The sequence below is a fragment of the Anaerococcus sp. Marseille-P3625 genome (genome assembly GCF_900232825.1).
Lineage (GTDB): Bacteria > Bacillota > Clostridia > Tissierellales > Peptoniphilaceae > Anaerococcus.
In genome coordinates, this window is record NZ_OCTP01000010.1 from 1 (window position 1) to 25,175 (window position 25,175).

Consider the following 25,175-nt stretch of genomic DNA (forward strand, 5'->3'; position numbering starts at 1 on the left):
TCAAGATAAGATTTCTCAAAGAAGGTAAAGAAAATACCTTAGATAGGTCCAAGGTGTAAGTACAGTAATGTATTAAGCTAAAGGATACTAACCATTAAAACTTGACTGGAAATATTGGTTGCTATTTGAGAGTCCTATCCAAATATTGCACAGCAAAATTTAAGGAAGGACCTCGTTTCGAGTTTCCCAAGAGCGCAAAGCGCGATTGGTAGAAACTTACGAACAGTTTTAAAGGTTCAAAAACCAAACCGAAACTAAAAGTTGACAGGTCGGAGCTTTGACAAATCAAAGATTTGAAACAGCTCGACATCTGACCTACCAGCAATTTACTTCGTAAATTGGGTTAGGGTCATGAATATAGTGGCGATAGCGCTGGGGATACACCTGTAACCATACCGAACACAGAAGTTAAGCCCAACAACGCCGATGGTACTCGGAGGGAAGCCTCCCGGTAGAGTAGGAAGCTGCTAAACAAATTAAACTGATACATGAGTATCAGTTTTTTTGTGCCTTTTTGCAGTTTGCATTTTCATATTGTAACTATTAAAATGTAAGTAATGTCATTTATGATTAGTTTATTTATGAGGTGTCAAATAATGAAATTTAATAAGAAAAAATCCATATTTATTTTATCAATATTTGCATTTTTAGTTTTTTTGATTGCTAAAAACTCTAATAACTCAAAACTTCCTGATTCTAAACATCAAATTTATCTTTACGGTGAGTTGCATGGCGAAAAGGAGATTATGGATAGAGAATTTGAGATTTGGAGTGATTATTACAAGAATTATGGTTTTAGGCATTTATTTATTGAAGAGTCTTATGCAGGTGCAGCGTTTTTAAATATGTGGATGAAAGAAGATGATGATAGAATTCTTGATTTTATTTATGATAATTTAAAAGGAACTTTAGCTCATAATCCATATTACAAAAAGCATTTTAAAAAAATTAAGGAAAATTGTCCAGAGACTATTTTTCATGGAACTGACGTAGACCATCAATATATGACTACTGGTAATGCTTACCTTAGGTATCTTAGAAATAATGGTAAGCTAGACTCTTATGAGTACAAGATTTGTAAAGAAAATAATAATCAGGGGTTTAAATTTTACATGGAAAATGATGATGATTATAGGGAAAATATGATGGTTAAAAATTTTGTTAGAGAATATGAAAAATTTGATGATAAGAGAATTATGGGAATTTATGGTGGTTATCATTTAGGTCTTAATCTAAAAGATCCTAATAGCAATGCTCCACCAATGGCGATTCAATTAAAGGAAAAATATGGGGATATTATATATACTGAAAATTTGTATGATCCCAATTCCTTAGATTCTAATAGAAATTAATGAATTTAACTTTAGAAAAATTTTTATTAATTCAGAAATTAATCTTATAAACTTGCAAATTTTTAAAAATAAAGTTTAAATATAAGATATACAATAAGAAAGGTAGATTATGAAAAAGCTTTATAGAAATATAATTGTGTTAGGATTAGTCGCAGGTTTTATTTGTCCAAGCATTTCCTATGCTGACGATATTATAAAATATGACGATAGCAATCTTGATGAAATTTTGGATAAATACGATATAGACTATGATAAAAGCGCAGTAAACGAAAGAATCAAAAATTATAAGCAAGATCCTAATAAGGATATTGTTCCTGATTATAAAGTTACTGATGTTAAGGTTGAAGAGAGAATTGTTGAAACTCCCGATGGTGGTATTAAAATTGTAAAAGAAGAAAAAGAAGAAATCAAAGATGTTTCTCCATCTCCACTTTATTCAAAAAGTCCTGTTTATAAGAGAGTTGTAGATATTTCTGAACATCAAAATCCTGGCCATATTAATTATGACAAATTTGCCAAAGATATCGATGGAGCAATTCTTAGAACTTCAATTATGGATGCAGAAACTCTTAGAATAAGAAGAGACTTGTATGTTGAAAAACATTACCAGGAACTTAATAAAAGAAATGTCCCTTTGGGATTTTACCATTATTCAAGAGCGATTAATGCTGCTGAAGGTATTAGAGAAGCGGAATTTGTCTATGATGTTATAAAAGATAAAAATGTATCTATGCCTGTTTATATTGATATTGAAGATGACAAAAGACAAGCAAAGGCAAGTAAAGGTGAGATTTCAGAAGCAGCTGAAGCTTTTATCATGACAATGAAAAGACATGGATTTGTAGCTGGAATTTATTCTTATCCTTGGTTTGCAGATAAGTATTTGACCAAAGATATAAGAAATAACAATGAATTTTGGGTGGCTGATCTTAGCTCAAAAGACTTTGCAAATTATAAATCAAGTGATTTTGATTCTTGGCAATTTTCCTACCAAAGTAGGGTAGATGGCTACAAATACGATGTCGATATGAGCGTTCACTACAAAGATTATCCACATATTATAAAAGGAAAATCTAGAAAACCACTAAATATTTTAATTGATGAAATATTAGCTGGTAAATGGGGAGTTGGAGCTAATAGACAAAAAAGATTGACTTATGCAGGTTACGATTATAAAGTGATTCAAGCTGCTGTAAATGATAGATTATTATTAGCAAAAAAATAGGAGGAAAAATGGCAGAGTTAAAATTTGAAATAGTAGAAAATTTGGGAGTACTTTCAACAAATGCAAAAGGCTGGACAAAAGAGCTTAACCTTGTTAGCTGGAATGAAAGAGCTCCAAAATATGATATTCGTGATTGGAATGAAGATCATAGTAGAATGAGCAAGGGGGTTACCCTTACTAAAGAAGAAGCAGAAGTTTTAAAGCACATACTAGCTGATGAGGAATTTAATTAATAGTTTAAAGAAAGCTTTTAGCCTTGCAAAAGACTGAAGTTTCGACTAGCAATTTTTGATTATGGCTAGTAAAAAGAAATAGATTTTTAAATATGTCTCTGGAAATTTCCAGAGCTTATTTTTTTTGTAAAATTTTTAAATAATAGAATAAACTGCTTAGAAATAGTATAATTTGACAAGATAGAAGGTGAATATGATTTATTTTGATTATGCAGCAACTGCAATAAAAAGAGAAGAAATTTTAAAATATATATGGGAAAATAAGGAAGAATTTGATGGAAATCCTGATAGCTTGCACGCAAAAGGCAGAGCTAGCAAAAAAATCTTAGAAGAATCTAGAGAAAAAATCGCCCAATCAATAGGAGCAGATCCTAAGAACGTGATATTTACATCAGGAGCAAGCGAAAGCAATAACACAGTTTTAAGTCAATTTAAAAATTCAAAAATTATTACAAGTGCAATAGAACACGATTCTATATTAAAGGCAATTGATAAAGAAAATTCAATTTTCTTAGCTGCTAATGAATATGGAATAATTTCACTTGAGGATTTAAAAAATAAATTAACGGAAGATACAAAGCTTGTTAGCATCATGTATGTCAATAATGAAAGCGGAGCTATTCAACCAGTAAAAGAAATTGGAGAATTCCTTAAAGATAAGGATATTTGCTTTCATGTAGATGCAGTCCAAGCTTACGGACATCTTGACATTGATGTAAATGAGATAGGGTGTGATTTTCTATCGCTTTCAGGTCATAAAATTGGTGGCTTAAACGGTTTTGGCATACTTTATAGTAGAAAAAATATTAATCCTTTTATAAAAGGTGGCGAACAAGAGAAAAATCGCAGAGCTGGAACTTCTTTTGTGGCTGGAGCTTATGCAATGGCAGAAAGTTTTCCAAAGACAATCAAAGAAAGAGAAAAAATAAGAGAAATTAAAACACATTTTATAGAAAAACTTGAGAAATCAAAGATTAATTATCAGATTAATGGATCTATCGAAAATTCATCTGATCATATTTTAAATATTTATTTTAAAGATTATAAGTCTGATTTTTTATTAACTTATTTAGATATGCATGGAATTTGTGCATCAGCCGGCTCTGCTTGTAGAGCGGGAAGTTTTTTGCCAAGCCATGTCATAACAAATATGTACGATGAAGATAGGGCAAGACATTCTATAAGATTTTCTTTTGGTTATACAAATACCAAAGAAGAAGTCGATAAGGCCATAGAAGTTTTGGAAGGATTAAATAATGAAGGATAAAAAAGATACAAAAGTTGTAGTCGGTATTAGCGGCGGAGTAGATTCATCTGTGGCTGCTCTATTGCTAAAAGAAGAAGGCTATGACGTTGTTGGAATTTTTATGAAAAATTGGGATGAAACAGACGAAAATGGAGTTTGTACAGCAGAAGAAGACTACGAAGATGCTGTGAAAATTGCCAATCAAATAGGAATTCCTTATTATGCAATAAACTTTGAAAAAGAATATTACGATAGAGTATTTACTTATTTTTTGGATGAATACAAAAAAGGCAGAACTCCTAATCCTGATATAATGTGCAATAAGGAAATTAAATTTAAGGCCTTTTTAGCTTATGCTAAAAAATTGGGAGCAGATTATATAGCAACTGGTCATTATGCAAGAGTTGATAGATCAACGGATGAAACTATAATGCTTAGAGGTCTTGATAATAACAAAGATCAGACATATTTTTTAAGCCAATTATCGCAAGAACAAATCAAAGATGTTCTATTTCCAGTTGGAAATCTTCAAAAATCTGAAGTAAGGGATATTGCCCACAAATACAAGCTAGCAACAGCTGATAAGAAAGATTCTACAGGCATTTGTTTTATAGGAGAAAGAAATTTCAACGAATTTTTATCCAATTATTTACCAGCCAAGCCTGGAAATATTGTAGATACAAAGAGAGATATTTTGGGCAAACACGATGGATTGATGTATCACACAATCGGCCAAAGAAGAGGACTTGGCATAGGTGGAGATGGAGAAGCTTGGTTTGTTTGTGGCAAAGATTTAGACAAAAACGAACTTATTGTCTGCCAAGGAGCAAATAATCCATTATTATTTTCAAATAGGCTATTAGCAAGCGAATTTTCAACCTTTAGCAAGAAAAAACTTCCAAAAGAATTTATCTGTACCGCGAAATTTAGATATAGACAAAAAGATATAAATGCAAAAGTAAAAATTCTTGACAAAGATCATGTTGAAGTAACATACGACCCAACAAAAGCAGTAACTCCAGGTCAAGCAGCAGTTTTTTACCAAGGAGAAATTTGCCTAGGCTCTGCTATTATTGATGAAGTTTATAATGGTGAAAAGAAACTAAAAGTTTAATAAAATAAAAACAAGTAAAAACTATATGATAATTATTTGCCAATAAAAAAATTAAAAAAATAATTATTATATAGTTTTTTTTCAACAAAATTTATACAAATTTAACATCCTCTTTGCTAATATATCATATAGGAGGATATTATGAATAAAAAATTAGTAATAACAAGCCTTGTCCTAGCATTAGCTATGACAAATTTAAGCCAAGTAATGGCAGATGATGTAAAAGATGACGCAAAAAAAGAAACAAAAATAGAAGAAATATCAAGCAAAAAAGATGAAAAAGTCACAGAAACCTACGTTGTAAAAGAAATTAAAGATGATTATGTAATTCTTAACAAAAAAGGCTTCGACGACGACCTTTATCAAGTAGAAAAAAATAAATTTGATAAGATAAAACTAGAAAAAGGTAAAGAATTAGACATTACAAGTGATGGAAATATCATGATGTCAAATCCAGCTCAATTTTCAAAAATTTACGAAATTAAAGAAGTAAAAAAAGAAGATGAAAAACTTCCGGAAGAAAAAATTACAGACCAATACTTAGTAAAAGAAGTTAATGAACAAGGAGTAATTGTAGAAAAAATTGGATCTGAATCAGAAAAATACATGGTTGAGAAAAAATATTTCAAAGGCGAAGTTAAAGTTGGAGAAAAATATAATATTACTCATAACGATGTAGTGATGACTTCAAATCCTGCAATCTTTAACAAAATTTACGATGTAGAAAAAATTGAAGAAAAAATTAAAGAAACTGCAACAATTACAAATATTTATAAAGTTAAAGAAGTAAATGAACAAGGAGTAACACTTTCTTACTACAGTAAGGAAGATGGCTCTGAACTTATGGAAAATAGTGAAGACCTATATACAGTAGCTAAAAAAGAATTTAAAGATGAGGTCAAAGTTGGAGATAAATATAAAATCACTCACTCTGATGAAATTCTAACAAGCGATCCTGCTCAATTTGCAAAAATCACTAAAATTGAAAAGGTAAAAGAAGCAAAAGCTCCTGAAAATAAAAAACCAGAAGAAAAGAACAAAAACAACAATAAAGACAACATAGAAAATAAGAAAAACTCAAAAGATAACAAAGATAACAAAAAGCCAGAACAAAAAACCAATGAAAAAGCAAAAACTGCAAACAAAAACCCTAAAACTGGCGTAGAATCAATGCTTCTACCATTAGGATTATTAATCTCATCAGCAGTAGCTTACAAGAAAAGTAAGAATAATTAAAAAAAGACTAGCTAGAAAAATCTAGCTAGTTTTTTGATTTTAAAATGAAAAATATTAGATTTCAATTTCCAAAACTATTGGGGTATGATCTTGGCGATCTCCAGAATCTATCATATCAGATCTTTTTATTTTATCTTTGATTCTTTCACTTACTAGAAAATAATCTATCCTCCAGCCAGAGTTGTTAATCTTGCTTGTCTTTACTCTTTGAGCCCACCAGGTGTATTTATCTTTAACATCTCCATTTACATATCTAAATGTATCGATAAAACCTTTTGCCAAAAGATTTGTAAATCCTTGTCTTTCTTCATCGGTAAAACCTGCTGAAAAATGATTATTGTCTGGATGAGCAAGGTCAATTTCTCTATGAGCCACGTTAAAATCTCCAGCTGATATTACTGGCTTATTTTTATCCAAAGTTGAAAGATATTGTGCAAATTTCTCATCCCATATTTGTCTAAGGTTTAATCTTTTTAGCTCATTACCAGCATTTGGTGTATAGACTTGGTTAAAATAAAAATCTTCAAATTCTAAAGTTACAATTCTTCCTTCAAGGTCCATAGTATCAGGTGCATCGATTTCTGGAAAACTTTCCATGCACTTTAAATCTTTTTTATAGAGAGTCATACAACCCGCATAGGATTTGCGAGCGCCTTCTCTGCTTGTAACATGGACGTAATCGTAAGCTGGGAAAAATTCTTCAAGTTTTGCCTTATGTTTTTTGTTTAGGCCTGTTTGAGGAATTTTGGTTTCTTGTATAGCTATAATATCTGGATTTTCATCTATTATTGTTTTTATGACATCACGAGTCATAATAGCCCTATTTGAATCGCTGGTAAGGGCAGCGTTAAGCGAATCTATATTCCACGAAATAAATTTCAAATTAATCTCCTTTAAAATACTCTTTATAATAACTATAAAATTTTTATAAATAAATTCAAGCTAAGTCTTTCTTTGCCATAAAATTATGTAGAAATTATGGATTTTTCATCAAAATTTGTATAAATTTTGTCATAGCAGGGTATAATACTTGTAAGAAAGAGTTAAGGAGGATATTATGAACAAAAAAGTTTTAGCCTTGGGTCTTAGTATGGCATTTATTCTTTCGATTGGAAACAATGCTTATGCAAAAGAAAATAATGTTGCTTCAACAAATCAACAAAAAGAAGAAACTCATAAATATATTTATGAAGTAATAAAAATCAAAGATAAGGAAGTTACTTTACTTTATCAAGGGGAAAAGAAAAATGACGCAGTAATTTTTGTAGAACTAGATAAAGATACCAATTTAACACTTGATAAATCTTTCTTTGAAGATGACCTAGCAATCCATGATCAATATGAAATCACAAGCAAAAAAACTCTTTCTGATCTAGATGGCAAAGAAATTAAAAAAGAAGATCTTAAATTGGTAAAAAAATATGAAAAACCAACTAATATGGATATTTCAAAGCTACCTGCCAATATTGAAAAGATGGATTTTATAGCAAAAGAAGTAAAGGGCGATAAAGAATCAGGATTTTCTGTAATTATAGCAGAAATAGCTAATGACAAAAACCTATATTCTTTATCAAGCGATAACTTAAGAGATGAAAATGTAAAAGTTGGAGATAAATATAGAATTTATTGGGATGGAATAACACTTGAATCCTATCCAGCTCAATTTGGTACGATTTATAGGGTTGACAAATTAAACGAAGAAGAAAATGAAGAAAAAACCACTTTGGAATTTGAAATTTCTGAAATAGGCAAAGAAAATAAAGCTGCAACAATTTTTGAAGTTGGAAATAAAGCAAATCTATTTTTAATCGAAGTAAAAGATTTAAAAGATGACAGTGCAAAAATTGGCAATAGATATAAAATAACCTGGGATGGTACGGCAACAAAATCAATTCCAGCACAATTTGGCAAAATTTTTGAAGTTACTAAAACTTTTGATAGTGTCAAGGAAAATATTGTAACAAGAGAATTTGAACTTGTAGATATTACTGAAAGTAAAGATGGCAAGGACGCAAATCTAAAAGATATCAAAGCGACTGGTAATATTTATCTATTAAGTTTAGATGAATTAAAAGATAAATATCCAAAAATCGGAGATAGATATCTGATAACTTTTAACGATGTTTATGATAAAACATTTGACGATATCAAAAAAATAGAAAAATGGATAAAGAAAGAAACTAAGACAAATTTAGAAGAGCTTAACAAAGCAATTGAAAAAGCAGATAATATCCTTATTGGAGATGGAAGCTATACCAAAAAAAGCGTTGAAAGATTCCAAAATGCTTTTGAAAATGCCAAAGCTCTAGTAAAAAAATCTAATCTAAGTCAAGAAGAAGTAGATAAGGCTACAAAAGAATTAAATGATTCAATAAGTGGACTAAAAGAAAAATCAGGAGTAATAACTCGTGAATTTGTACTAAGCGAAATTTTTGATAAGAGTGGAAAAAAAGCTCGTCTAAGAGATATAGAATACAAAGACAAGGAATTTACAACTAATTTTGATAACTTGGGAGATAAAAATGCCAAAGTTGGTGATCATTTTATGGTAACCATGGGCAAGGTCGATCCAGATGAAGTCCCTTATCAAATGGGTCAAATTACAAAAATAGAAAAGAAAGTAATCAAAAAAGAAGTTAAAAATAAAAAAGCAAAGAAACTAATTGGCTTTGGTAATCCAAAAACAGGAATATTCCCAGTAGCTCCATTAGTACTTGTAATGGCAGGTGCAGGCTTAGCACTAAAAAAGAAAAAATAAAAAACTTTGAGTATTTAAAAGTCAATTGACAAAATAATATAATTAAGTTTACTATCAGAGATAGGATTCCTATCTCTGATTTTTTTGGGAAATTTAAATAAAAATATTAAAATTTTTCTTAGAAAACCATTAATTGTTTCAAAATTAATTAGATTAAATGATGGTTTATATTTTTATCTTTATGGAATAATCAAATATTATAACTTTGTAATGAGATGGTAAAACTTATGTTAAATATTTGAAATTAACAGATTTTTCTATTAAAATTTATGTATTTTTGTTATAATTTATATTGAGGTTACAATGATAAGAAAATGTTACGCAAAAATAAATCTAACTTTAGATTCTTTGTATAAAAGAGATGATGGTTACCACGAAATTGATAGCATCATGACAAAGATTAATATATTTGATGAGTTGTTAATAAGTAAAAATTCTACAGGAGAATTTAACTATTCATCAAATATAGAAAATATTTGCCCCTTAGAAGAAAATTTAATTTACAAGGTCTGGGATCTATTAAAAGATAGGACAGACAATCCAGGAATTGACCTGAGGCTATCAAAAAATATTCCTATTGCTGCGGGACTTGCAGGTGGATCTACTGACGCAGCTGAAATGATAAAAGCTTTAGATGAGCTTTGGGATCTAAATTTGTCTTTAGATTTCAAAAAAGATCTTGCAAAAAAACTAGGAGCTGACATAAGTTTTTTCTTAACTAAGTCACCAGCAAGAGCAAGGGGAATTGGCGAAATTATTAGTCCTTTTACTAATAATTTACAAATGAAAGCTCTCTTAATTAATGATGGGACAAAAATTTCTTCAAAGGATATTTACAAGAATCTTTCAGATTATGGAATAATAGATAATGATAATATAATAAAAAGATTAGAAAAAGGAGATGAGAAAGTCATAAAAGAATTTAAAAATGTCATGGAAGATGAGGTTTTTAGACTTTTTCCTCACTTATCTGAAATTAAAAATGAGCTAATAAATCATAAAGCTTTAAATGCTCTTGTTTCAGGAAGTGGAGCAAGCATTTTTGGGATTTTTACTGATGATATTAAGCTTAACAATGCTTATTTAAAACTTAAAGATAAGTATGATTTTGTAGAAAAGGTGGAATTTATTAATGACTAATATAGGCATTTTTGATTCAGGACTGGGAGGACTTACTGTTCTAAAAGAATTAATAAAGCAAAAAAATGCAAATTATTTTTATTTTGGCGATAGTTTAAGAGCCCCTTATGGAAATAGAGATGAAAAGCAAATAATAGAATTTTCTGACCAAATTGTAAATTATTTGGAAAATTTTAATATAGATTATTATGTAATTGCTTGCAATACCATGTCTATTACATCTACTAAATTTCTAACTGAAAAGTACAAGAAAAAATTTTATCCAATTACAGATGGTGGTCTAATTGGTGCAAAAAATTTTGCCGGAGATTTTTTAGTGCTTGGGACTAAAAAAACTATAGATAGTCATTTTTATAAAAATAATATAGAAAAATTGACAGGATCTAAGGTTTATGAAATAGCTGCAGTTAAGTTAGTAGATTTTATTGAAAATGGGATAATTTCTGGAGATGAGCTTGATGAGATTTTAAAAGAATATTTAGAAATTGCCAATGAGAGAAAAATAGCAAATATTATTCTTGCTTGCACTCATTATCCGATTATAGAAGATTCGATAAGAAAAAATTTAACTTATAAGGCTAATATAATTAATCCAGCCAATCATTTTGCTTATATTTTAAATAGGAATGAAAATTCTTCGAGCAAGATAAAAATAATTATGAGTAAAATTGATAATAATACGAAAAATATGATAGATATGGTAATTGATAGAGATTACCAGTTGTTAATTAAGGAGTTATAAATGATATATGCAGTTATAGATATAGGTTCAAATACTGTTAGACTTTCAGTATACAAGGTAAATGGTGAAGAAGTTTTAAATCTTTTTAATGAAAAAGAACAAGCATCCCTTAGATCTTATGTAAAAAATGGAGCTTTAAGCGATAAGGGTATCGAGAGGCTTTTGAGCGTATTAAAGAAATTTAAAACTGTTGTGGATCATTTTGGTGATATTGACGAGCTTCATCCTTTTGCAACTGCTACTATAAGAGATGCTACAAATAGAGTGGAAATTCTTAAAATTGTTAAGGATAAATTAGATCTTGATATAGAAATATTAAGCGAAGAAGAAGAAGCAAAATTTGCCTTTATTGGAGCAAGTTCTTCTGTAGGAGTTACAAGAGGAGTTCTTACAGACATAGGCGGTGGCTCATCTGAAATTGTCATAATCGATCAAAGCAAAGTTATAAAATCAAGTTCCATTTCTATTGGGTCACTTTCAGGCTTTAACGATTTTGTAAATGGCTTATTTATGAATAAAGATGAGAAAAAATTAATTGATGAAGAAATAAAATCTTTACTAGAAAAGAAAAAAGTTTATAGAGAAGGTCATGATCTATTGTGTGCAGTAGGTGGATCTGCCAGAGCAAGTCTATTATTTTATAACGAATACTACAAGCTAGATCCCTACAATACTACCATGCAAAGCAACAAATTTTGCCAAATGTTAAAAGAAATAATAGAGAAAGAACCAAGAGAAATTTTGGATTTGATTCTTGAAATAAAACCTGACAGAGTCCATACACTTCTTCCAGGAATGGCAATTTTAAACAGAATTTCAAAATATTTTTCATGTAAAGAAATAAGCGTAAGTCAAACTGGTGTAAGAGAAGGTTATGTATATAACAAACTAATAGAAAGGAATAAATAAGAAGAATGAATGACATATCTTTTACGCAAAATCGAGAATTATCATGGCTAAAATTTAACCAAAGAGTTTTGGAAGAAGCCAGTGACAAGGATGTTCCAGTCCTTGAAAGATTAAAATTTTTTTCTATATTTGATACAAATTTAGAAGAATTTTTCATGGTTAGAGTAGGAAGTCTTACTCATTTCAGAAAATTAAAACAGAAACCCGTAGATAACAAGTCAGGCATGACAAGTGAAGAACAAATTGATGCAATTCTAAGAGAATGTTTGGACTTATATAGAAAAAAAGACCAAGTTTTTGATCAAATTGTCGATGAATTGAAAGTAAATGGAATCAATTTATTAAAAGTTTCCGAATTAAGCGAAAAAGATAAGAAAAATGTTGAATTCTATTTCAAAAGTAAAATTGAACCCATATTAAATTTTCAAATAATTGATAGAGTTCATCCTTTCCCAAGACTACCAAATCTAGCTTTAACAATGTTCTTTTCTCTAAGAAAAATCAAAGATGAAGTTAGCAAAGAAATCGGATTAATCAACGTTCCAGATAAGATAAAAAGATACCTAAAAATAAACGATACATCTTTTGTTTTCATAGAAGATATTATAAAAGAATATGGTTATCAAGTATTTGATGGTTATAAAGTTGAAAAAGAATACTTACTCTCACTTACAAGAAATACAGATATTGATTATGATGCTGATGATTATGAAATGGATCAAGACTTTAGAGAATATATGGGAAAGCAGCTTAAAAAAAGAAAAAGATTGCAACCAGTTAGACTTGAAGTTGATTCTGATTTAGATGATCAATCAATTGAATTTTTGATGGAACAATTTAAATTGGATAAGAAAAATATTTTCGTAAATAAGTCGCTTATGCAAGCAGGATTTATCTTTTCCCTATTGGGAGATTTGCCAGGAAATATAGTTAAAAAATACTCCTATGATCCATTTTCTCCAACAAATTCTCCAATGGTAAACACCAAAGAGAAAATGATAGATCAAATCAACAAAAAAGATATTTTCCTATCCTTCCCATACGAGTCAATGGAACCTGTAATTAGACTGTTAAACGAAGCAGCTTGTGATGATTCAGTAGTATCTATAAAAATAACCTTATACAGAATCGCTCATGATAGCGAAATTGCCAAGGCTTTGATAAAAGCAAGCGAAAATGGAAAAGATGTAACAGCTTTAATGGAATTAAGAGCAAGATTTGATGAAGATAACAATATTTTCTGGTCATCAAAATTAGAAGAAGCGGGTTGTAAAATCCTTTATGGTTTTGATGATTACAAAACTCATTCTAAAGTTTGCTTAATCACAAGAGTAGACAAAGATGGAAATATAAACTATATAACTCAGGCTGCAACTGGAAATTACAACGAAAAAACAGCAAAATTATATACAGATTTTTCTTTAATGACTGCAAGTGGTGCAATTGGACAAGACGCCAAAGAATTATTTGACAATATTGCTCTAGGAAATCTTGAAGGCGAATACTCAAATCTTATGGTAAGTCCAAAAAGCATGCAAGAAGGATTGGCAAAGCTAATAGATGAGCAAATTGAAAATCAAAAAAACTCTGCCAACGGCTACATTAGAATAAAAGTAAATTCCATATCTGATAGAAGAATAATCGATAAATTATCCACCGCTTCAAAAGAGGGAGTAAAAATCGATATGCTTGTAAGAGGAATTTGTTGTATATTGCCAAATGTAAAAAATAAAACTGAAAATATAAACATTTATCAAATCGTTGGAAGATTTCTAGAACATTCTAGAGTTTATCAGTTTGGCCAAGGAGAAGATTGTAAGTTATTTATATCATCTGCAGATTTCATGACAAGAAATATAAGAAACAGGATGGAAGTAGCTTTGCCAGTTTACGATTCTGAGATTAAGCAAAGAATTTTAAATTATATGGACATAATGCTATCAGATGATGTGAAAATTAGAAAATTATTAGCAAATGGCACTTACACAAAAGTTCAAAATATTAACAATATAAATGCTCAGGAAAAATTAATAAATTTAGCAAAAAAACACGAGATAGAATCAAAGGATAAAGAATTGGTGAAAAAAGTAACTGTAAGAAGAGATAGTAGATTGAAAACAGATAATAACTCTAAGGAAATTAAGAAAAATTTCTTCCAAAAATTATTAGATTTTTTCAAAAAATAATACAAAATATAATAATATTAAAAAAAATAGCCTTTTAGGCTGTTTTTTTTGTAAAAATGTTAGATTTTAGCCAAAAAAGCACTAGTATTCTTTATCAAATAATGTTATAATGTAAATAGCAAGTAAAGCAATTATTGAAAATAAAATTGAGATATATTTTATAATAATTATTCACTTGTTTCCCACAGACTTACTGATATAAAAATACAGAACAACAATTGAAATAAATGAATAGGAATTTTATATGTCTAATATAGGTATCAGAGAAAAAAAGAGAAAAAACGAACGCAGAAGAAAAGCAAGAAACAAAAAAATTTTAAGTAGAAGTGTTTTGGCAGCCTTAGCTATAGCAGGAATATTCCATTTCGGTTTTAATAATCCTAAGGATCAATTTCAAATTGAAAGGCCAGTTGAATATAGACAAGCATCGGGAAGTATAAACAATATAATCGAAGAAGCTCATGAAAATATTAGTGAGACAGATGATCATATAGCAACTCAAATAGGTTTTGATGATGCAAAGGTAGATAAGAATTTACAAGTTACTGATGATATGTATGACGAGAATTTAAAAGAATATCTACTATGCACAAAAACTCAATATGCCTACCAGTATCCGAATGATTATTCAAAAACAGAAAAATTTATCAAAGAAGGAACTTATGTAGCAAGCTACGGCACAGAAAATGGCTTTACAAAAATCAAAATTAATGATGCCTATTATTATGTAAATAAATTTGGTCTATCCAAACTAAATAATGACAAGCAAATAAAAATAATAAATGGATTAGTTTATGTTAACGAAGAATATCCATTACCTGAAGATTTTGATCCAGGGGTAGATAAGACAGCAAAAAGAGCTTTTGAAACCATGCGACAAGACATGGAAAGAGAAGGTCTTGATATAAAAATTGCATCTGATTATAGATCTTATGATCTTGAAAGAAAGATGTATGAAGCTGGAGAAATAGAAAGTACAGTGCCTGGATGCAATGAACATCAACTTGGTTGTGCCTTTGATTTCTTTACAGAAGGAACCAAATATAACGACAAATTTGAAAAAACTGCTGAATACAAATGGTTAAGCGAAAATGCCTACAAGTATGGATTTATTGAAAGATATCCATCTGGCAAAGAAGATAAAACAAAACACGTTGCTTACTCTTGGCATTTTAGATTTGTTGGAGTTGCAAATGCAAAAGAAATCTATGAGAATGATCTAACTTTAGAGGAGTATCTAAAAATTTATTAAATAAAATTTTAAATTTTGGATAAATAAAATTTTAAGGAGTTAAAATGAAAGAAATTAACACAAAAAAAGCACCAGCTGCAATAGGACCATACGTTCAAGCAATTGTTACTGACAATTTAGTATTTACATCTGGTCAACTACCACTAAATCCAGAAACTGGTGAATTAGTAACAGAAATAAAAGCAGCTAGTAAACAAGCTCTTGAAAATATAAAAGCTATACTAGAAGAAGCTGGAACAAGCATGGATAAAGTTATTAAATGCACAGTATTTTTAGCTGATATTAATGATTTTGCAGCAGTAAATGAAGTTTATGGTCAATATTTTACCGACCACAAACCAGCAAGATCTGCTATACAAGTAGGAGCTTTGCCAAAAGGTGGAGTTTTAGAAATCGAAGCTATAGCAAGCTTATAAGAAAAATAAATTATCGGCAGTGAATTTCTTCATTGCCGCTTTTTTAATTATAGCAAGGGGGGGGATTTATGGATTATAATTTTGATCAAATAATTGACAGATCTAATACAAATGCCAAAAAATTTGAAGCTTACAAAGAAGGTGTCTTTCACGATTCACAAATAAAATTACCTTTTAAGGATGAAGAGCTTATTCAATTTTGGATAGCAGATATGGAATTTGCAGTTGCGCCAGAAATAAGAGAAGCTTTGGAAGAAAGAATTGCAAAGAAAATTTTTGGCTATACTGTAAATAATGATACAAGACTTTATGACGCTTTAAGCAAATGGTGCAAAGAAAGATATGATTTTACTTTCCAAAAAGATGAGTTAGTATTATCAAATGGAGTTGTCGATGCCTTAATAAAATTAGTAGGCTATATTTTAAAAGATGGTGAAAAAGTATTAATTAATAGTCCTTCTTATAGCCAATTTGCCAATGCCGCAAAGCTTAATGGCAAAGAATTTATCACAAGCCCTCTTCTTAAAGATGATAAAGGAAATTACTCCCTAGATTTTGATGATTTGGATAAAAAAATGGCAAGAGATGATGTGAGCTTATTTATCTTTTGTAATCCTCATAATCCTACTGGCAGAGCGTGGACAAATGATGAACTTGCTAAATTAAAAGATTTAATAGAAAAACATGATATTTTTGTTATTTCTGATGAAATTCATTGCGACCTAAGAAGAAAAGAAACCATAGCTCATATTCCTTTGGGTAAAGTTATGGCAACTTACGATAAGCTAATAACTTGTATGTCAGCTTCTAAATCATTTAATATAGCTGGTTTAGCTGAATCATGTATTCTAATTAGAAACAAAAATTTACTAAAAAAATGGAATTTCTATAATAATAACAAAGTTAATCCTTTAAGCCATGAAGCAATAATTGCAGCTTATAGCAAAGGCGGATTTTGGCTAAAGGCTTTAAATTCTTATTTGGATAAAAACTTTGAATTTCTTTATGAATTTTTTGATAAAAATATTTCTAAGGCTATTGTTACAAAAGCAGAAACAACTTATTTAGCTTGGGTAGATTTCAAAGAATATTTTTCCTATGATGAAAATCTAGAAGAATTTTTTGCCAAAGAAGCTGGAGTAATTATCGAAGCTGATAAGGCTTTTGTTAGCGATGCAAATAGAATGGTTAGAATTAATTTGGCTTGTCCAAAGTCTTATCTAGAAACTGGTTTAGAAAAGATGGCAGAGGCTTTAAAAAATAAAAACAACAAATAATTATTGCCTTTGTTTAGCTAATAATTATTCATAAGGAGTGTATGATGAATTTAGGGAAAATAGTTGATAATCAAAGAGAATATTTTTATGCTGGTCAGACAAAAACAAAAGATTTTAGAAAAGATAATCTATATAAATTAAAAGCGATAATCAAAAGATACGAAGAAATTATTTTGCAAGCCTTAAAAAATGATTTGGGAAAGTCTAATTTTGAAGCTTATTCGACAGAGCTAATGATGGTCTATGGTGAAATAGATTTGGCCATAAAAAATTTAGATAAGTGGATGAGTCCAATCCATGAAAAAACCCCTATTTTTTCTATGCCAGCAAAATCATACACACTTTATGAACCACTTGGAGTAACATTAATTTTATCTCCATGGAATTATCCTTTTTCACTTGCTATCGACCCTTTAGTTGAAGCTGTAGCTGCTGGAAATACTGTAATTTTAAAAACAAGCAGAAAGTCTAAAACTACTTCAAAAGTCATAAGAGAAATGCTAAATAGCAATTTTAAAAATTCCTATATTCATGTAGTGGATAATGAAGAAGTGACTTATGATGAATTACTTTCTTATAAATATGATCACATATTTTACACTGGTGGAAGCAAAGTTGGTAAAATAATTATGGAAAAAGCCAGCAAAAATCTTTCAAAAGTGACTTTGGAATTAGGAGGAAAATCTCCAGTTATAGTTGAAAAGGATGCTAATATCAATTTGGCGGCAAGATCAATTGCTTGGGGCAATACTGTAAATGCAGGTCAAACTTGTGTATCTCCAGATTATATATTAGTTCATGCAGCTATTAAAGATAAATTTATTAGAAAGCTTGAAGAAAATTTGATTAATTTTTATGGAAATGATCCTTTAGCTTGCGAAGATTATCCTAAGATAATAAATCAAGATCATCTAAAAAGACTTCTAGATTTAATAGAAGGTCAAGATGTAATTTTTGGTGGATCCTATAATTTACAAAAAAGAAAACTTGCTCCAACCATAATAGATAATGTAGATTTTGATAACAAACTTATGGAAGAAGAAATCTTCGGACCGATATTTCCAATAATTACCTACGAAAATCTCAATGAAATTTTATATAAAATAAAAAGACTTGCCAAACCACTTGCCTTTTACCTATTTACCAAAGATGATAGAATCAAAGAAAAAGTTATGTATAATATGGAATTTGGTAATGGAATGGTAAATGATACCTTGATGGTAGTTTCAAATCCAAATCTAGAATTTGGCGGAGTTGGATATAGCGGTCAGGGGGGATATCATGGATATTCAGGATTTACAAATTTCTCTAATAAAAAATCCATTATGATTGCATCAGATAATTTTGATAATAAAATTAAATATCCACCATATAAAAATTCTAAAGTAAAGTTATTAAAAAAATTATAAAACAAAAAGATCTTTGATAAGGAAATTTTATCAAAGATTTTTTTATATTAATTCATTTTAGATTCATAAACAAAAAATCCACAAATTTTACAATCTGTGGACTATTGACTTTATGAATAATCTTTTCCTACATTCTATCTAAATCTTCTTTTATAGCCTTGGCCAAGTTTTTGATTTCTTCGACTTGTTGATCTTTAACAGATGAATTAATTAAAACATCTTCACCAATATAGGTGTGTTTGCCAGTTTCCAAAAGTTCTTTTGAAACTTTAAGGCTTGTTCCGCCCCAAGACCAGTTATTTAGAAAAGCTACGTGTCTATTTTTATAACCTGTACCAACTAATTCTTCTAAGAAAGCTCCCATTTTATAATATAAACCAGAATTATAATTTATTGGTGCGAAAACTGCATGGGAATATTTGTGACAAGCAGAAATTATATATGAAAGGTCTGTATTTGAAACATCATAAATTTCTATTTCTTCATTTACTCCAAGTTCATCCAATTCTTTAGCTAAGATGTCACAAGCTTGCTCTGTATCACCATACATACTTGCAAAAACAATAACTACACCTTTTTCCTCCGGAGTAAAAGTTGACCATTTATTATATTTTTCCATGATAAAATCAATTGAATCTTTATCATCATAAACTGGACCATGGAGTGGCAAAATCGCATTAACTTCCAAATCGTGAACTTTTTTAAATAGAGCTTGAACTTGATTGCCAAATTTTCCAACTATATTAACATAATATCTACGAGCTTCATCTAACCAATTTCCTCTGTGGATAATATTTTTTGCTTTTAAATGTCCATCAATTGTATTAAAGGCTCCAAAAGCATCAGCTGTAAATAATAATTTATCGGTTGATTCATAGCTCATCATAACCTCTGGCCAGTGAACCATAGGAGCAAAGACAAATTTAAGCTTGTGCTTGCCTAGATCTATTTCATCGCCTTCTTTTACTTCATAATATCTATCTTTGAAAGCATCATTGTAAAATTGTTCATAAAATTTAAAAGTTTTTGCATTGCCAACAAATTTTGCATTTGGATATTTATTCAAAACAAAGTCAATATTTCTGCAATGATCTGGTTCCATATGGTGAACTACTAGGTAGTCAAGATCTTCACCGTCAAGGGCTTTTTCAATATTTTCTAAATAAGCTCTGGTAAAGGCAGCTTCAACGCTATCTAGCAAAACATTTTTTTTATCCTTAATTAAATATGAGTTGTAAGCCACGCCTTTTGTAAGTGGAAACATATTTTCAAATCTATCTATGCGACGATCGTTAACACCTACATAAAAAACATTATCGGTAATTTCTCTAATATTGTTCATTTTTCCTCCCTAAGTCAATTCGTATCTTTATTTATTATACTTCATTAGCTATTTATATTAAAGATTTTTGTTAACTTTATTTCAAATAAAAGCGCCTTAAAATATTTGTGGTAAAATCATCTTAAGAGGTGAGAATTTGAAAAAGAATTTAAAAATCAGATCAACTAACTTTAAAGTTGCTCTTGGAGATGTAAATAAAAATAAAGAAACTATAAAAGAAATAATAAAAAAAGCCGACCAAGATAAGGTTGATATCTTATCTTTGCCAGAACTAAGCCTTACTGGAGCAAGTTTATATGATGGATATTTAGATCTTGTAGACTCATGCGAAAAAGCGCTTATAGAATTGTTGGAATTTTCAAAAGATTATAAAATAATATTTACTTTGGGATTTCCTTTTTCTTACAATAACAAATTATATAATTCAATTGCCTTAATTTTAGCTGGCGAACTATTATATATTTATACAAAGAAAAATTTATCAATCCTAGAAAAAAATGTTTTTGCCAATGATTTAGAAGATGATGTAATCATAAATATTTTGGATAGTTGGCCAGATTTTAATCCTAGCTGGGCAACCATCAATCAATTGCCTATAGGAATTACAATTGGCGAAGATGAACTTTTGCCAATTCCTAGAAGCTTAAGCTATAAAGAAAAAGCAGAATTTTCAAGGCAAATAATTCTTCATCCTTCAGCAGATCCTAAATTTGCCCTAAATGATGAAAAAATTATAAAGGCAGTTGAGTTTTTGTCAAAAGATTTAACCTACATCCACACATCTCAAGGCCTAGGAGAAAGCTCAACAGATTTTGTTTATTCTGGCTTAAACATAATTGCAAATGATGGGGAAATAATCAAAAGCTCAAACAATAAAGAAGTTGATTATGTGGGAAGATTTAGCCTTGAAATTGATGAAGAAAGTTTATTTTATAAAAAATTTGATAATCCAATAGAAAAAAAAGAAAAATTCCCTTATTTACCTGTCTATGAAAAAAGAGATCAATATATAAATGATGTATTAGAAATTGGGACAAGTGGATTATTAAGCCGAATGAATCATATCGGCATAAAAGATGTATTTATAGGAATTTCTGGCGGCTTAGATTCAACGATGGCACTACTTACCATAGTCCATGCATTTAAAAAAGAAAATATGGACTTTAAAGCAATCCACTGTTATACTATGCCAGCTTTTGGAACAAGCCATAGGACCAAATCTAACGCTTACAAACTTTGCGAATCTCTTGGTCTAACTTTAAAGGAAATAGATATTAGCGAGGCTGTCAAAATTCACCTAAGAGATATTGGTCATGATGGAGTGACAGCTGACAGTGCTTATGAAAACGCTCAAGCAAGAGAGAGGACTCAAGTACTTTTTGATCTTGCCAATATGGGAAATGGAATTGTAATTGGAACTGGCGATTTATCTGAAAATATGCAAGGCTTTGCAACCTACAATGGAGATCATATGAGTAATTATTCATTAAATGCAAGTTTGATGAAAACAGAAATTAGATATATCATAGAAGCCATTGCAAATGACACCGAAAATATAAAACTAAAAGAAGTTTTGATGGATATTATCGATACTCCAGTTTCTCCAGAATTAATAAATGAAAGTAAGGATCAAATTAGCCAAAAAACAGAAGATATAATAGGTCCTTATGAATTAATAGACTTTTTTATCTATGAACATTTGACTTATCATTTAAGTGCAAAAGAAATTTTAGAAGATGCTTATAGCGCTTTTTCGGACAAATATGACTTGGATACAATTAAAAAATGGTTAATTTCATATTTTAAAAGATTCACTACTAGTCAATTTAAACGATCTGCTACTGTAGATGGAGCAAATATAACAGGTAGAAGTTTTAGTCCAAGAGCTGGATTTAAAATTCCATCAGATATGACCTATAAATCTTATATAGAGGAATTAGATGAATAAAAATACAAAAAAGAAAATCGGACTTGGACTAGCGTTAGCTGGCCTAAGTCTAGCTTTATATATAGATAATCAATGTTTTGTCGCCAAGGAAAATAAAGTTATCCTAAAAAATCCAAAAATTTTAAGTCCAATAAAAATTACGCAAATTTCTGACTTTCATTCCAATGCTCTTAAAAATTTAGACGAAGTTATGGAAAAAATGAAAAAATTTGATCCGGATTTTATAGTTCTTACTGGAGATATTCTAGATTATGGAGAAGATAGGAAGATTGAAAGGTCACTTTATTTTTTGAAAAATCTTTCAAAATTAAAGAAAAAAACTTTTTATATTACCGGCAATCACGAAGAAGCTGGCCCAAAACTTGATTTATTTATAAAAGAAATGGAAAAACTTGGGATCAAATATTTAAACAATGATGGGAAGTATTTAGAAGTTTCAGGCCAAAAAATCTATCTTTATGGAACAAGTATGTTTAACTTTTCCTATGAAAATTACCAAGGAAATGAAAATTCTATAAATATTTTATTAACACATTTTTCCAAAAACTTCAGAGAAAATTATAAGGAGAATATTGATTTTGTATTTTCTGGTCACACTCATGGCGGGCAAGTAAGATTTCCAATAATCGGGGGACTTATTAGTCCTGGTGAGGGATTTTTGCCAAATTATGACAAGGGAGTTTACACTTACAAAAATTCGACCATCCATATCGATAGCGGTCTTGGAAACACATTTTTGCCACTAAGATTTTTAGATCAAATCCAGTATAGTAATATCATACTTGCGCCAGTAGTTTAATGGCAAAATAAAGGTGTCCGAAGCCAAAGATGGGGGTTCGATTCCCTCCTGGCGTGCCAATTTTTATAAATACGTATGATTATCCAAAAATCATATAATAATTTTTAAAGGAGATAGAATTTTGGATATAAAATACCTAGACATAAATATCAGAAATGCAAATCCAGATGATTCAAACCAATTGGCTAAACGGTGGAATGATGGCAAAGTTATGGCTCATGCTGGTTTTCCTTTGGGATTAAATACAAGTGCAGAAAAAATTTCAAAGCAACTTTTAAATGATAGTGATGAGAAAAAAAGAACTCTAATTATAGAATATAAAAATTTGCCAATAGGAGAGATGAATTATAAATATCAAGGTGATTTTGTTTATGACATAGGAATAAAAATATGTGAATTTCAATATCAAGATAAGGGTTTGGGAAGAATTATTTTAAGCCTATTTATTGATCAGTTATTTAAAATGGGTGCAAGAATTATTACTCTAGATACAAATTTAGTTAACAAAAGAGCCCAGCATGTTTATGAAAAGCTAGGTTTTAAAGAAAAATCCATTTCTTACAATTCTTACAAAGATCAATTAGGAAAGCTAAATTCTGTAGTTTTTTATGAATTAAGGAAAGATGATTTTTGCAATCTTGCTAGCAAATTAAATTCTAAAAGCAGATAATGAATCAATGCTTTATTGAATAAAAATACATAAATATTATAGTGAATTAATAAAGCTTAGAAAATCACTTGAAAATATTTTAATTATTTATGTTATAATATAAGAAGAATTAAGAAATTAAGCTTAATCAACTTAGAAAAAATATCGACGTATATATAAAGGAAGGAAAGCTTATGAAAAGCGAAAATAAAAGCACAAGTTATTTTAATGAAAAAAAGTCATCAATATTAAAAGGAAAAAGAAAATATAAGGTCAAAAAACTTTCAATTTGCGTAATTTCCTTAGCAGTTTTTTACTCTTTTTCATTTTTGCCTAAAGAAGCTTTTGCAAGTGATGAAATAAATCTAGAAGTTAATCAAGTTCACTATAATGAAGATCTAAAAGAAGAATTAAACGAAATTCTTGGAATAAATTTTCTTAAAAATTACTCAGAAGATGGGACATTAATGAAAAAAGAGTCTAAGAATTTAGAGGAAGAAACTAAAGATAATATAAAAAATGGAGAAGTAAAATCGGGAAAAAATGATAAAGAAGAAGCTGATAATCATGAAACTTCTGATGCATTAGAAAATGAAACAGAAGAAAAAAATACTACAGAATCTGTTGAAGAAAAAAGTATTGAAAGCAAATCTTCTGATGAAAATAAGACTAAAGAAGAAAAATCTCCTAAAACACAAAAACTCACAAATAAAAATTATAAAAATAAGAATGTATTAAAAACAAAAGCACAAGTTAAAAAAGTTCAGACAAAAACAAGCAAGAAAGATATTATAAAAACAGCAATACCAAAAACGGTAATAGCAGGTGAAAATGCCAAAACAGGAATATCTTCTCAAATAGCTAGCATAATAACCTTATTTTCAACAACAGCTGGCTTTGCGTTTTTAAGAAAAAAAGAAAAGTAATAGATTAGAATTAGACTGCGAATAATTATGCAGTCTTTTTTCTTGTAATTTTTAATAAATAAGCCTAAGATATACAAATATTGGAAAGACTTTTTACTAACTGCTATAATTATATTATGAAACTTAAAGCATATGAAAAAATTAGAGTTGATAAATATATTTCGGATGAATTTGAAGAAATTCCTCGTGAAAAAATAAAAAATTTTATCAAAGATAATAAAATAAAAGTAAATAATAAAAATATTAAGCCTTCTTACAAATTGGAAGAAGCAGATGAGATTGATATAGATGATGAGCTTTTTGAAGTTGTAGAAATAAAGCCTGAACCTATGGATATTAAAGTCGTTTATGAAAATGACGACTATGCAATTATCGATAAAAATACTAATGTCATTGTCCACCCTGCAGGAAATATTGTAAGTGGAACTTTGGTAAATGGCCTACTATATAAATATGGCTATGAGGGGCTATCTCATATTGGTGGAGATGATAGGCCTGGCATAGTCCACAGACTTGATAAAGATACGACAGGGCTTATGGTTATTGCAAAAAATAATGAATCATATAAGTATCTTAAAGATCTTTTTGAAAGAAGACAAGTTTACAAAGAATATTTGGCTATAGTTTTTGGAAATTTTGACAAAAAATCTGGAAGAATAGAAACTTTTATGGATAGGGATAAAAATAACCGCAGAAAAATGGCGGTTAGTAAATCTGGCCGAATTGCAATTTCCGAATATGAAGTTTTAAAAGAAGTGGATGGCTATTCCTTGGTGAAAATTCACCTTATAACAGGGCGCACTCATCAGATAAGAGTTCACATGACTTATTTAAATCATCCTTTATTGGGTGATCCAGTTTATGGAAATGTCAAGCACAATTTTAATCTAGACCATCAATTGCTTCATTGCATAAAACTTGCTTTTACAGACAAAGATGGAAAAGAAGTTTCTTATAGTGCAAAAGCTCACGATAGCTTTTTAAAATATCAAAATATTTTAGGAATTGGAGAATAA

General features: G+C 29.5%; 22 protein-coding genes, 1 tRNA gene and 2 rRNA genes. 23 read left to right on the forward strand and 2 right to left on the reverse strand.

What is annotated here, in order from left to right; translation table 11 throughout:
• The 8 genes from CS884_RS01325 to CS884_RS01360 form a co-directional block, all read left to right on the forward strand.
• Positions 1–109, forward strand: a 23S ribosomal RNA gene (locus CS884_RS01325); the annotation flags it as partial.
• A gap of 247 nt (positions 110–356) precedes the next feature.
• A 5S ribosomal RNA gene (gene rrf, locus CS884_RS01330) occupies positions 357–473 on the forward strand.
• A gap of 123 nt (positions 474–596) precedes the next feature.
• The gene (locus tag CS884_RS01335; protein ID WP_099320300.1) at positions 597–1,352 is read left to right on the forward strand and encodes a hypothetical protein; all 756 of its coding nucleotides are present in this window, start codon (positions 597–599) and stop codon (positions 1,350–1,352) included.
• A 109-nt stretch (positions 1,353–1,461) separates the two neighbouring features.
• Positions 1,462–2,577 carry a GH25 family lysozyme gene (locus tag CS884_RS01340; protein WP_099320301.1) on the forward strand — a complete coding sequence of 372 codons (1,116 nt, stop codon included), beginning with the start codon at positions 1,462–1,464 and terminating at the stop codon, positions 2,575–2,577.
• 8 nt (positions 2,578–2,585) lie between these two features.
• Positions 2,586–2,810, forward strand: a complete 225-nt coding sequence (locus tag CS884_RS01345) for a YdbC family protein (protein WP_099320302.1) — start codon at positions 2,586–2,588, stop codon at positions 2,808–2,810.
• Between the two features lie 193 nt (positions 2,811–3,003).
• Entirely contained in the window at positions 3,004–4,077 is a 1,074-nt protein-coding gene (locus CS884_RS01350) for a cysteine desulfurase family protein (protein WP_099320303.1), read from the forward strand.
• Positions 4,067–5,170 carry a tRNA 2-thiouridine(34) synthase MnmA gene (mnmA, locus tag CS884_RS01355; protein ID WP_099320304.1) on the forward strand — a complete coding sequence of 368 codons (1,104 nt, stop codon included), beginning with the start codon at positions 4,067–4,069 and terminating at the stop codon, positions 5,168–5,170. The genes CS884_RS01350 and mnmA overlap by 11 nt, the downstream gene beginning before the upstream one ends.
• 141 nt (positions 5,171–5,311) lie before the next feature.
• Positions 5,312–6,406, forward strand: coding sequence for a hypothetical protein (locus tag CS884_RS01360; RefSeq protein ID WP_099320305.1), 1,095 nt, complete (start codon positions 5,312–5,314; stop codon positions 6,404–6,406).
• A gap of 54 nt (positions 6,407–6,460) precedes the next feature.
• On the opposite strand, the gene CS884_RS01365 is transcribed toward CS884_RS01360, so the two are convergent.
• Positions 6,461–7,288 (reverse strand): exodeoxyribonuclease III, encoded by an 828-nt coding sequence (locus CS884_RS01365; RefSeq protein WP_099320306.1) that lies wholly within the window; start codon positions 7,286–7,288, stop codon positions 6,461–6,463.
• 175 nt (positions 7,289–7,463) lie between these two features.
• On the opposite strand from CS884_RS01365, the gene CS884_RS01370 reads away from it, so the two are divergent.
• The 9 genes from CS884_RS01370 (at position 7,464) to CS884_RS01410 (ending at position 18,495) form a co-directional block, all read left to right on the forward strand.
• Positions 7,464–9,164 (forward strand): FIVAR domain-containing protein, encoded by a 1,701-nt coding sequence (locus CS884_RS01370; RefSeq protein ID WP_099320307.1) that lies wholly within the window; start codon positions 7,464–7,466, stop codon positions 9,162–9,164.
• Between the two features lie 303 nt (positions 9,165–9,467).
• The gene (ispE, locus tag CS884_RS01375) at positions 9,468–10,304 is read left to right on the forward strand and encodes a 4-(cytidine 5'-diphospho)-2-C-methyl-D-erythritol kinase (protein ID WP_099320308.1); all 837 of its coding nucleotides are present in this window, start codon (positions 9,468–9,470) and stop codon (positions 10,302–10,304) included.
• Complete coding sequence (gene murI, locus CS884_RS01380; RefSeq protein ID WP_099320309.1) at positions 10,297–11,046, forward strand: glutamate racemase; 750 nt, start codon at positions 10,297–10,299, stop codon at positions 11,044–11,046. Before ispE ends, murI begins: the two co-directional genes overlap by 8 nt.
• Positions 11,047–11,955, forward strand: coding sequence for a rod shape-determining protein (locus CS884_RS01385; protein WP_099320310.1), 909 nt, complete (start codon positions 11,047–11,049; stop codon positions 11,953–11,955).
• A gap of 5 nt (positions 11,956–11,960) precedes the next feature.
• A complete protein-coding gene (locus tag CS884_RS01390) occupies positions 11,961–14,141 on the forward strand; it encodes an RNA degradosome polyphosphate kinase (protein WP_099320311.1) in 2,181 nt (726 codons plus the stop codon).
• A 244-nt stretch (positions 14,142–14,385) separates the two neighbouring features.
• A complete protein-coding gene (locus CS884_RS01395) occupies positions 14,386–15,393 on the forward strand; it encodes a D-alanyl-D-alanine carboxypeptidase family protein (RefSeq protein ID WP_099320312.1) in 1,008 nt (335 codons plus the stop codon).
• A 44-nt stretch (positions 15,394–15,437) separates the two neighbouring features.
• Positions 15,438–15,809: a RidA family protein gene (locus CS884_RS01400; RefSeq protein ID WP_099320313.1), complete on the forward strand. Its 372-nt coding sequence runs from the start codon at positions 15,438–15,440 to the stop codon at positions 15,807–15,809.
• A 68-nt stretch (positions 15,810–15,877) separates the two neighbouring features.
• Complete coding sequence (locus tag CS884_RS01405; protein WP_099320314.1) at positions 15,878–17,086, forward strand: MalY/PatB family protein; 1,209 nt, start codon at positions 15,878–15,880, stop codon at positions 17,084–17,086.
• 44 nt (positions 17,087–17,130) lie between these two features.
• Positions 17,131–18,495: an aldehyde dehydrogenase family protein gene (locus tag CS884_RS01410; protein ID WP_308216798.1), complete on the forward strand. Its 1,365-nt coding sequence runs from the start codon at positions 17,131–17,133 to the stop codon at positions 18,493–18,495.
• A 127-nt stretch (positions 18,496–18,622) separates the two neighbouring features.
• Here the strand turns inward: CS884_RS01410 and CS884_RS01415 are convergent, their stop codons facing one another.
• The gene (locus tag CS884_RS01415; protein WP_099320316.1) at positions 18,623–19,837 is read right to left on the reverse strand and encodes an FprA family A-type flavoprotein; all 1,215 of its coding nucleotides are present in this window, start codon (positions 19,835–19,837) and stop codon (positions 18,623–18,625) included.
• A gap of 136 nt (positions 19,838–19,973) precedes the next feature.
• On the opposite strand from CS884_RS01415, the gene nadE reads away from it, so the two are divergent.
• The 6 genes from nadE to CS884_RS01445 all read left to right on the forward strand — a co-directional run bounded on the left by nadE (position 19,974) and on the right by CS884_RS01445 (position 25,175).
• Positions 19,974–21,785 carry an NAD(+) synthase gene (gene nadE / locus CS884_RS01420; RefSeq protein WP_099320317.1) on the forward strand — a complete coding sequence of 604 codons (1,812 nt, stop codon included), beginning with the start codon at positions 19,974–19,976 and terminating at the stop codon, positions 21,783–21,785.
• On the forward strand, positions 21,778–22,584 hold the full coding sequence (locus tag CS884_RS01425) for a metallophosphoesterase (protein ID WP_099320318.1): 807 nt from the start codon (positions 21,778–21,780) through the stop codon (positions 22,582–22,584). The genes nadE and CS884_RS01425 overlap by 8 nt, the downstream gene beginning before the upstream one ends.
• Positions 22,570–22,643, forward strand: a tRNA-Arg gene (locus tag CS884_RS01430). The genes CS884_RS01425 and CS884_RS01430 overlap by 15 nt, the downstream gene beginning before the upstream one ends.
• Before the next feature lie 62 nt (positions 22,644–22,705).
• The gene (locus tag CS884_RS01435; RefSeq protein ID WP_099320319.1) at positions 22,706–23,254 is read left to right on the forward strand and encodes a GNAT family N-acetyltransferase; all 549 of its coding nucleotides are present in this window, start codon (positions 22,706–22,708) and stop codon (positions 23,252–23,254) included.
• A gap of 173 nt (positions 23,255–23,427) precedes the next feature.
• Positions 23,428–24,159: a hypothetical protein gene (locus tag CS884_RS01440; protein ID WP_099320320.1), complete on the forward strand. Its 732-nt coding sequence runs from the start codon at positions 23,428–23,430 to the stop codon at positions 24,157–24,159.
• A gap of 116 nt (positions 24,160–24,275) precedes the next feature.
• Positions 24,276–25,175 (forward strand): RluA family pseudouridine synthase, encoded by a 900-nt coding sequence (locus tag CS884_RS01445; RefSeq protein ID WP_099320321.1) that lies wholly within the window; start codon positions 24,276–24,278, stop codon positions 25,173–25,175.

Bases quoted from the DNA above. Each gene is read 5' to 3' on its own strand.
- CS884_RS01335 (WP_099320300.1), top strand. From the start codon at position 597: ATGAAATTTAATAAGAAAAAATCCATATTTATTTTATCAATATTTGCA.
- CS884_RS01340 (WP_099320301.1), top strand. From the start codon at position 1,462: ATGAAAAAGCTTTATAGAAATATAATTGTGTTAGGATTAGTCGCAGGT.
- CS884_RS01345 (WP_099320302.1), top strand. From the start codon at position 2,586: ATGGCAGAGTTAAAATTTGAAATAGTAGAAAATTTGGGAGTACTTTCA.
- CS884_RS01350 (WP_099320303.1), top strand. From the start codon at position 3,004: ATGATTTATTTTGATTATGCAGCAACTGCAATAAAAAGAGAAGAAATT.
- mnmA (WP_099320304.1), top strand. From the start codon at position 4,067: ATGAAGGATAAAAAAGATACAAAAGTTGTAGTCGGTATTAGCGGCGGA.
- CS884_RS01360 (WP_099320305.1), top strand. From the start codon at position 5,312: ATGAATAAAAAATTAGTAATAACAAGCCTTGTCCTAGCATTAGCTATG.
- CS884_RS01370 (WP_099320307.1), top strand. From the start codon at position 7,464: ATGAACAAAAAAGTTTTAGCCTTGGGTCTTAGTATGGCATTTATTCTT.
- ispE (WP_099320308.1), top strand. From the start codon at position 9,468: ATGATAAGAAAATGTTACGCAAAAATAAATCTAACTTTAGATTCTTTG.
- murI (WP_099320309.1), top strand. From the start codon at position 10,297: ATGACTAATATAGGCATTTTTGATTCAGGACTGGGAGGACTTACTGTT.
- CS884_RS01385 (WP_099320310.1), top strand. From the start codon at position 11,047: ATGATATATGCAGTTATAGATATAGGTTCAAATACTGTTAGACTTTCA.
- CS884_RS01390 (WP_099320311.1), top strand. From the start codon at position 11,961: ATGAATGACATATCTTTTACGCAAAATCGAGAATTATCATGGCTAAAA.
- CS884_RS01395 (WP_099320312.1), top strand. From the start codon at position 14,386: ATGTCTAATATAGGTATCAGAGAAAAAAAGAGAAAAAACGAACGCAGA.
- CS884_RS01400 (WP_099320313.1), top strand. From the start codon at position 15,438: ATGAAAGAAATTAACACAAAAAAAGCACCAGCTGCAATAGGACCATAC.
- CS884_RS01405 (WP_099320314.1), top strand. From the start codon at position 15,878: ATGGATTATAATTTTGATCAAATAATTGACAGATCTAATACAAATGCC.
- CS884_RS01410 (WP_308216798.1), top strand. From the start codon at position 17,131: ATGAATTTAGGGAAAATAGTTGATAATCAAAGAGAATATTTTTATGCT.
- CS884_RS01415 (WP_099320316.1), bottom strand. From the start codon at position 19,837: ATGAACAATATTAGAGAAATTACCGATAATGTTTTTTATGTAGGTGTT.
- CS884_RS01425 (WP_099320318.1), top strand. From the start codon at position 21,778: ATGAATAAAAATACAAAAAAGAAAATCGGACTTGGACTAGCGTTAGCT.
- CS884_RS01440 (WP_099320320.1), top strand. From the start codon at position 23,428: ATGAAAAGCGAAAATAAAAGCACAAGTTATTTTAATGAAAAAAAGTCA.
- CS884_RS01445 (WP_099320321.1), top strand. From the start codon at position 24,276: ATGAAACTTAAAGCATATGAAAAAATTAGAGTTGATAAATATATTTCG.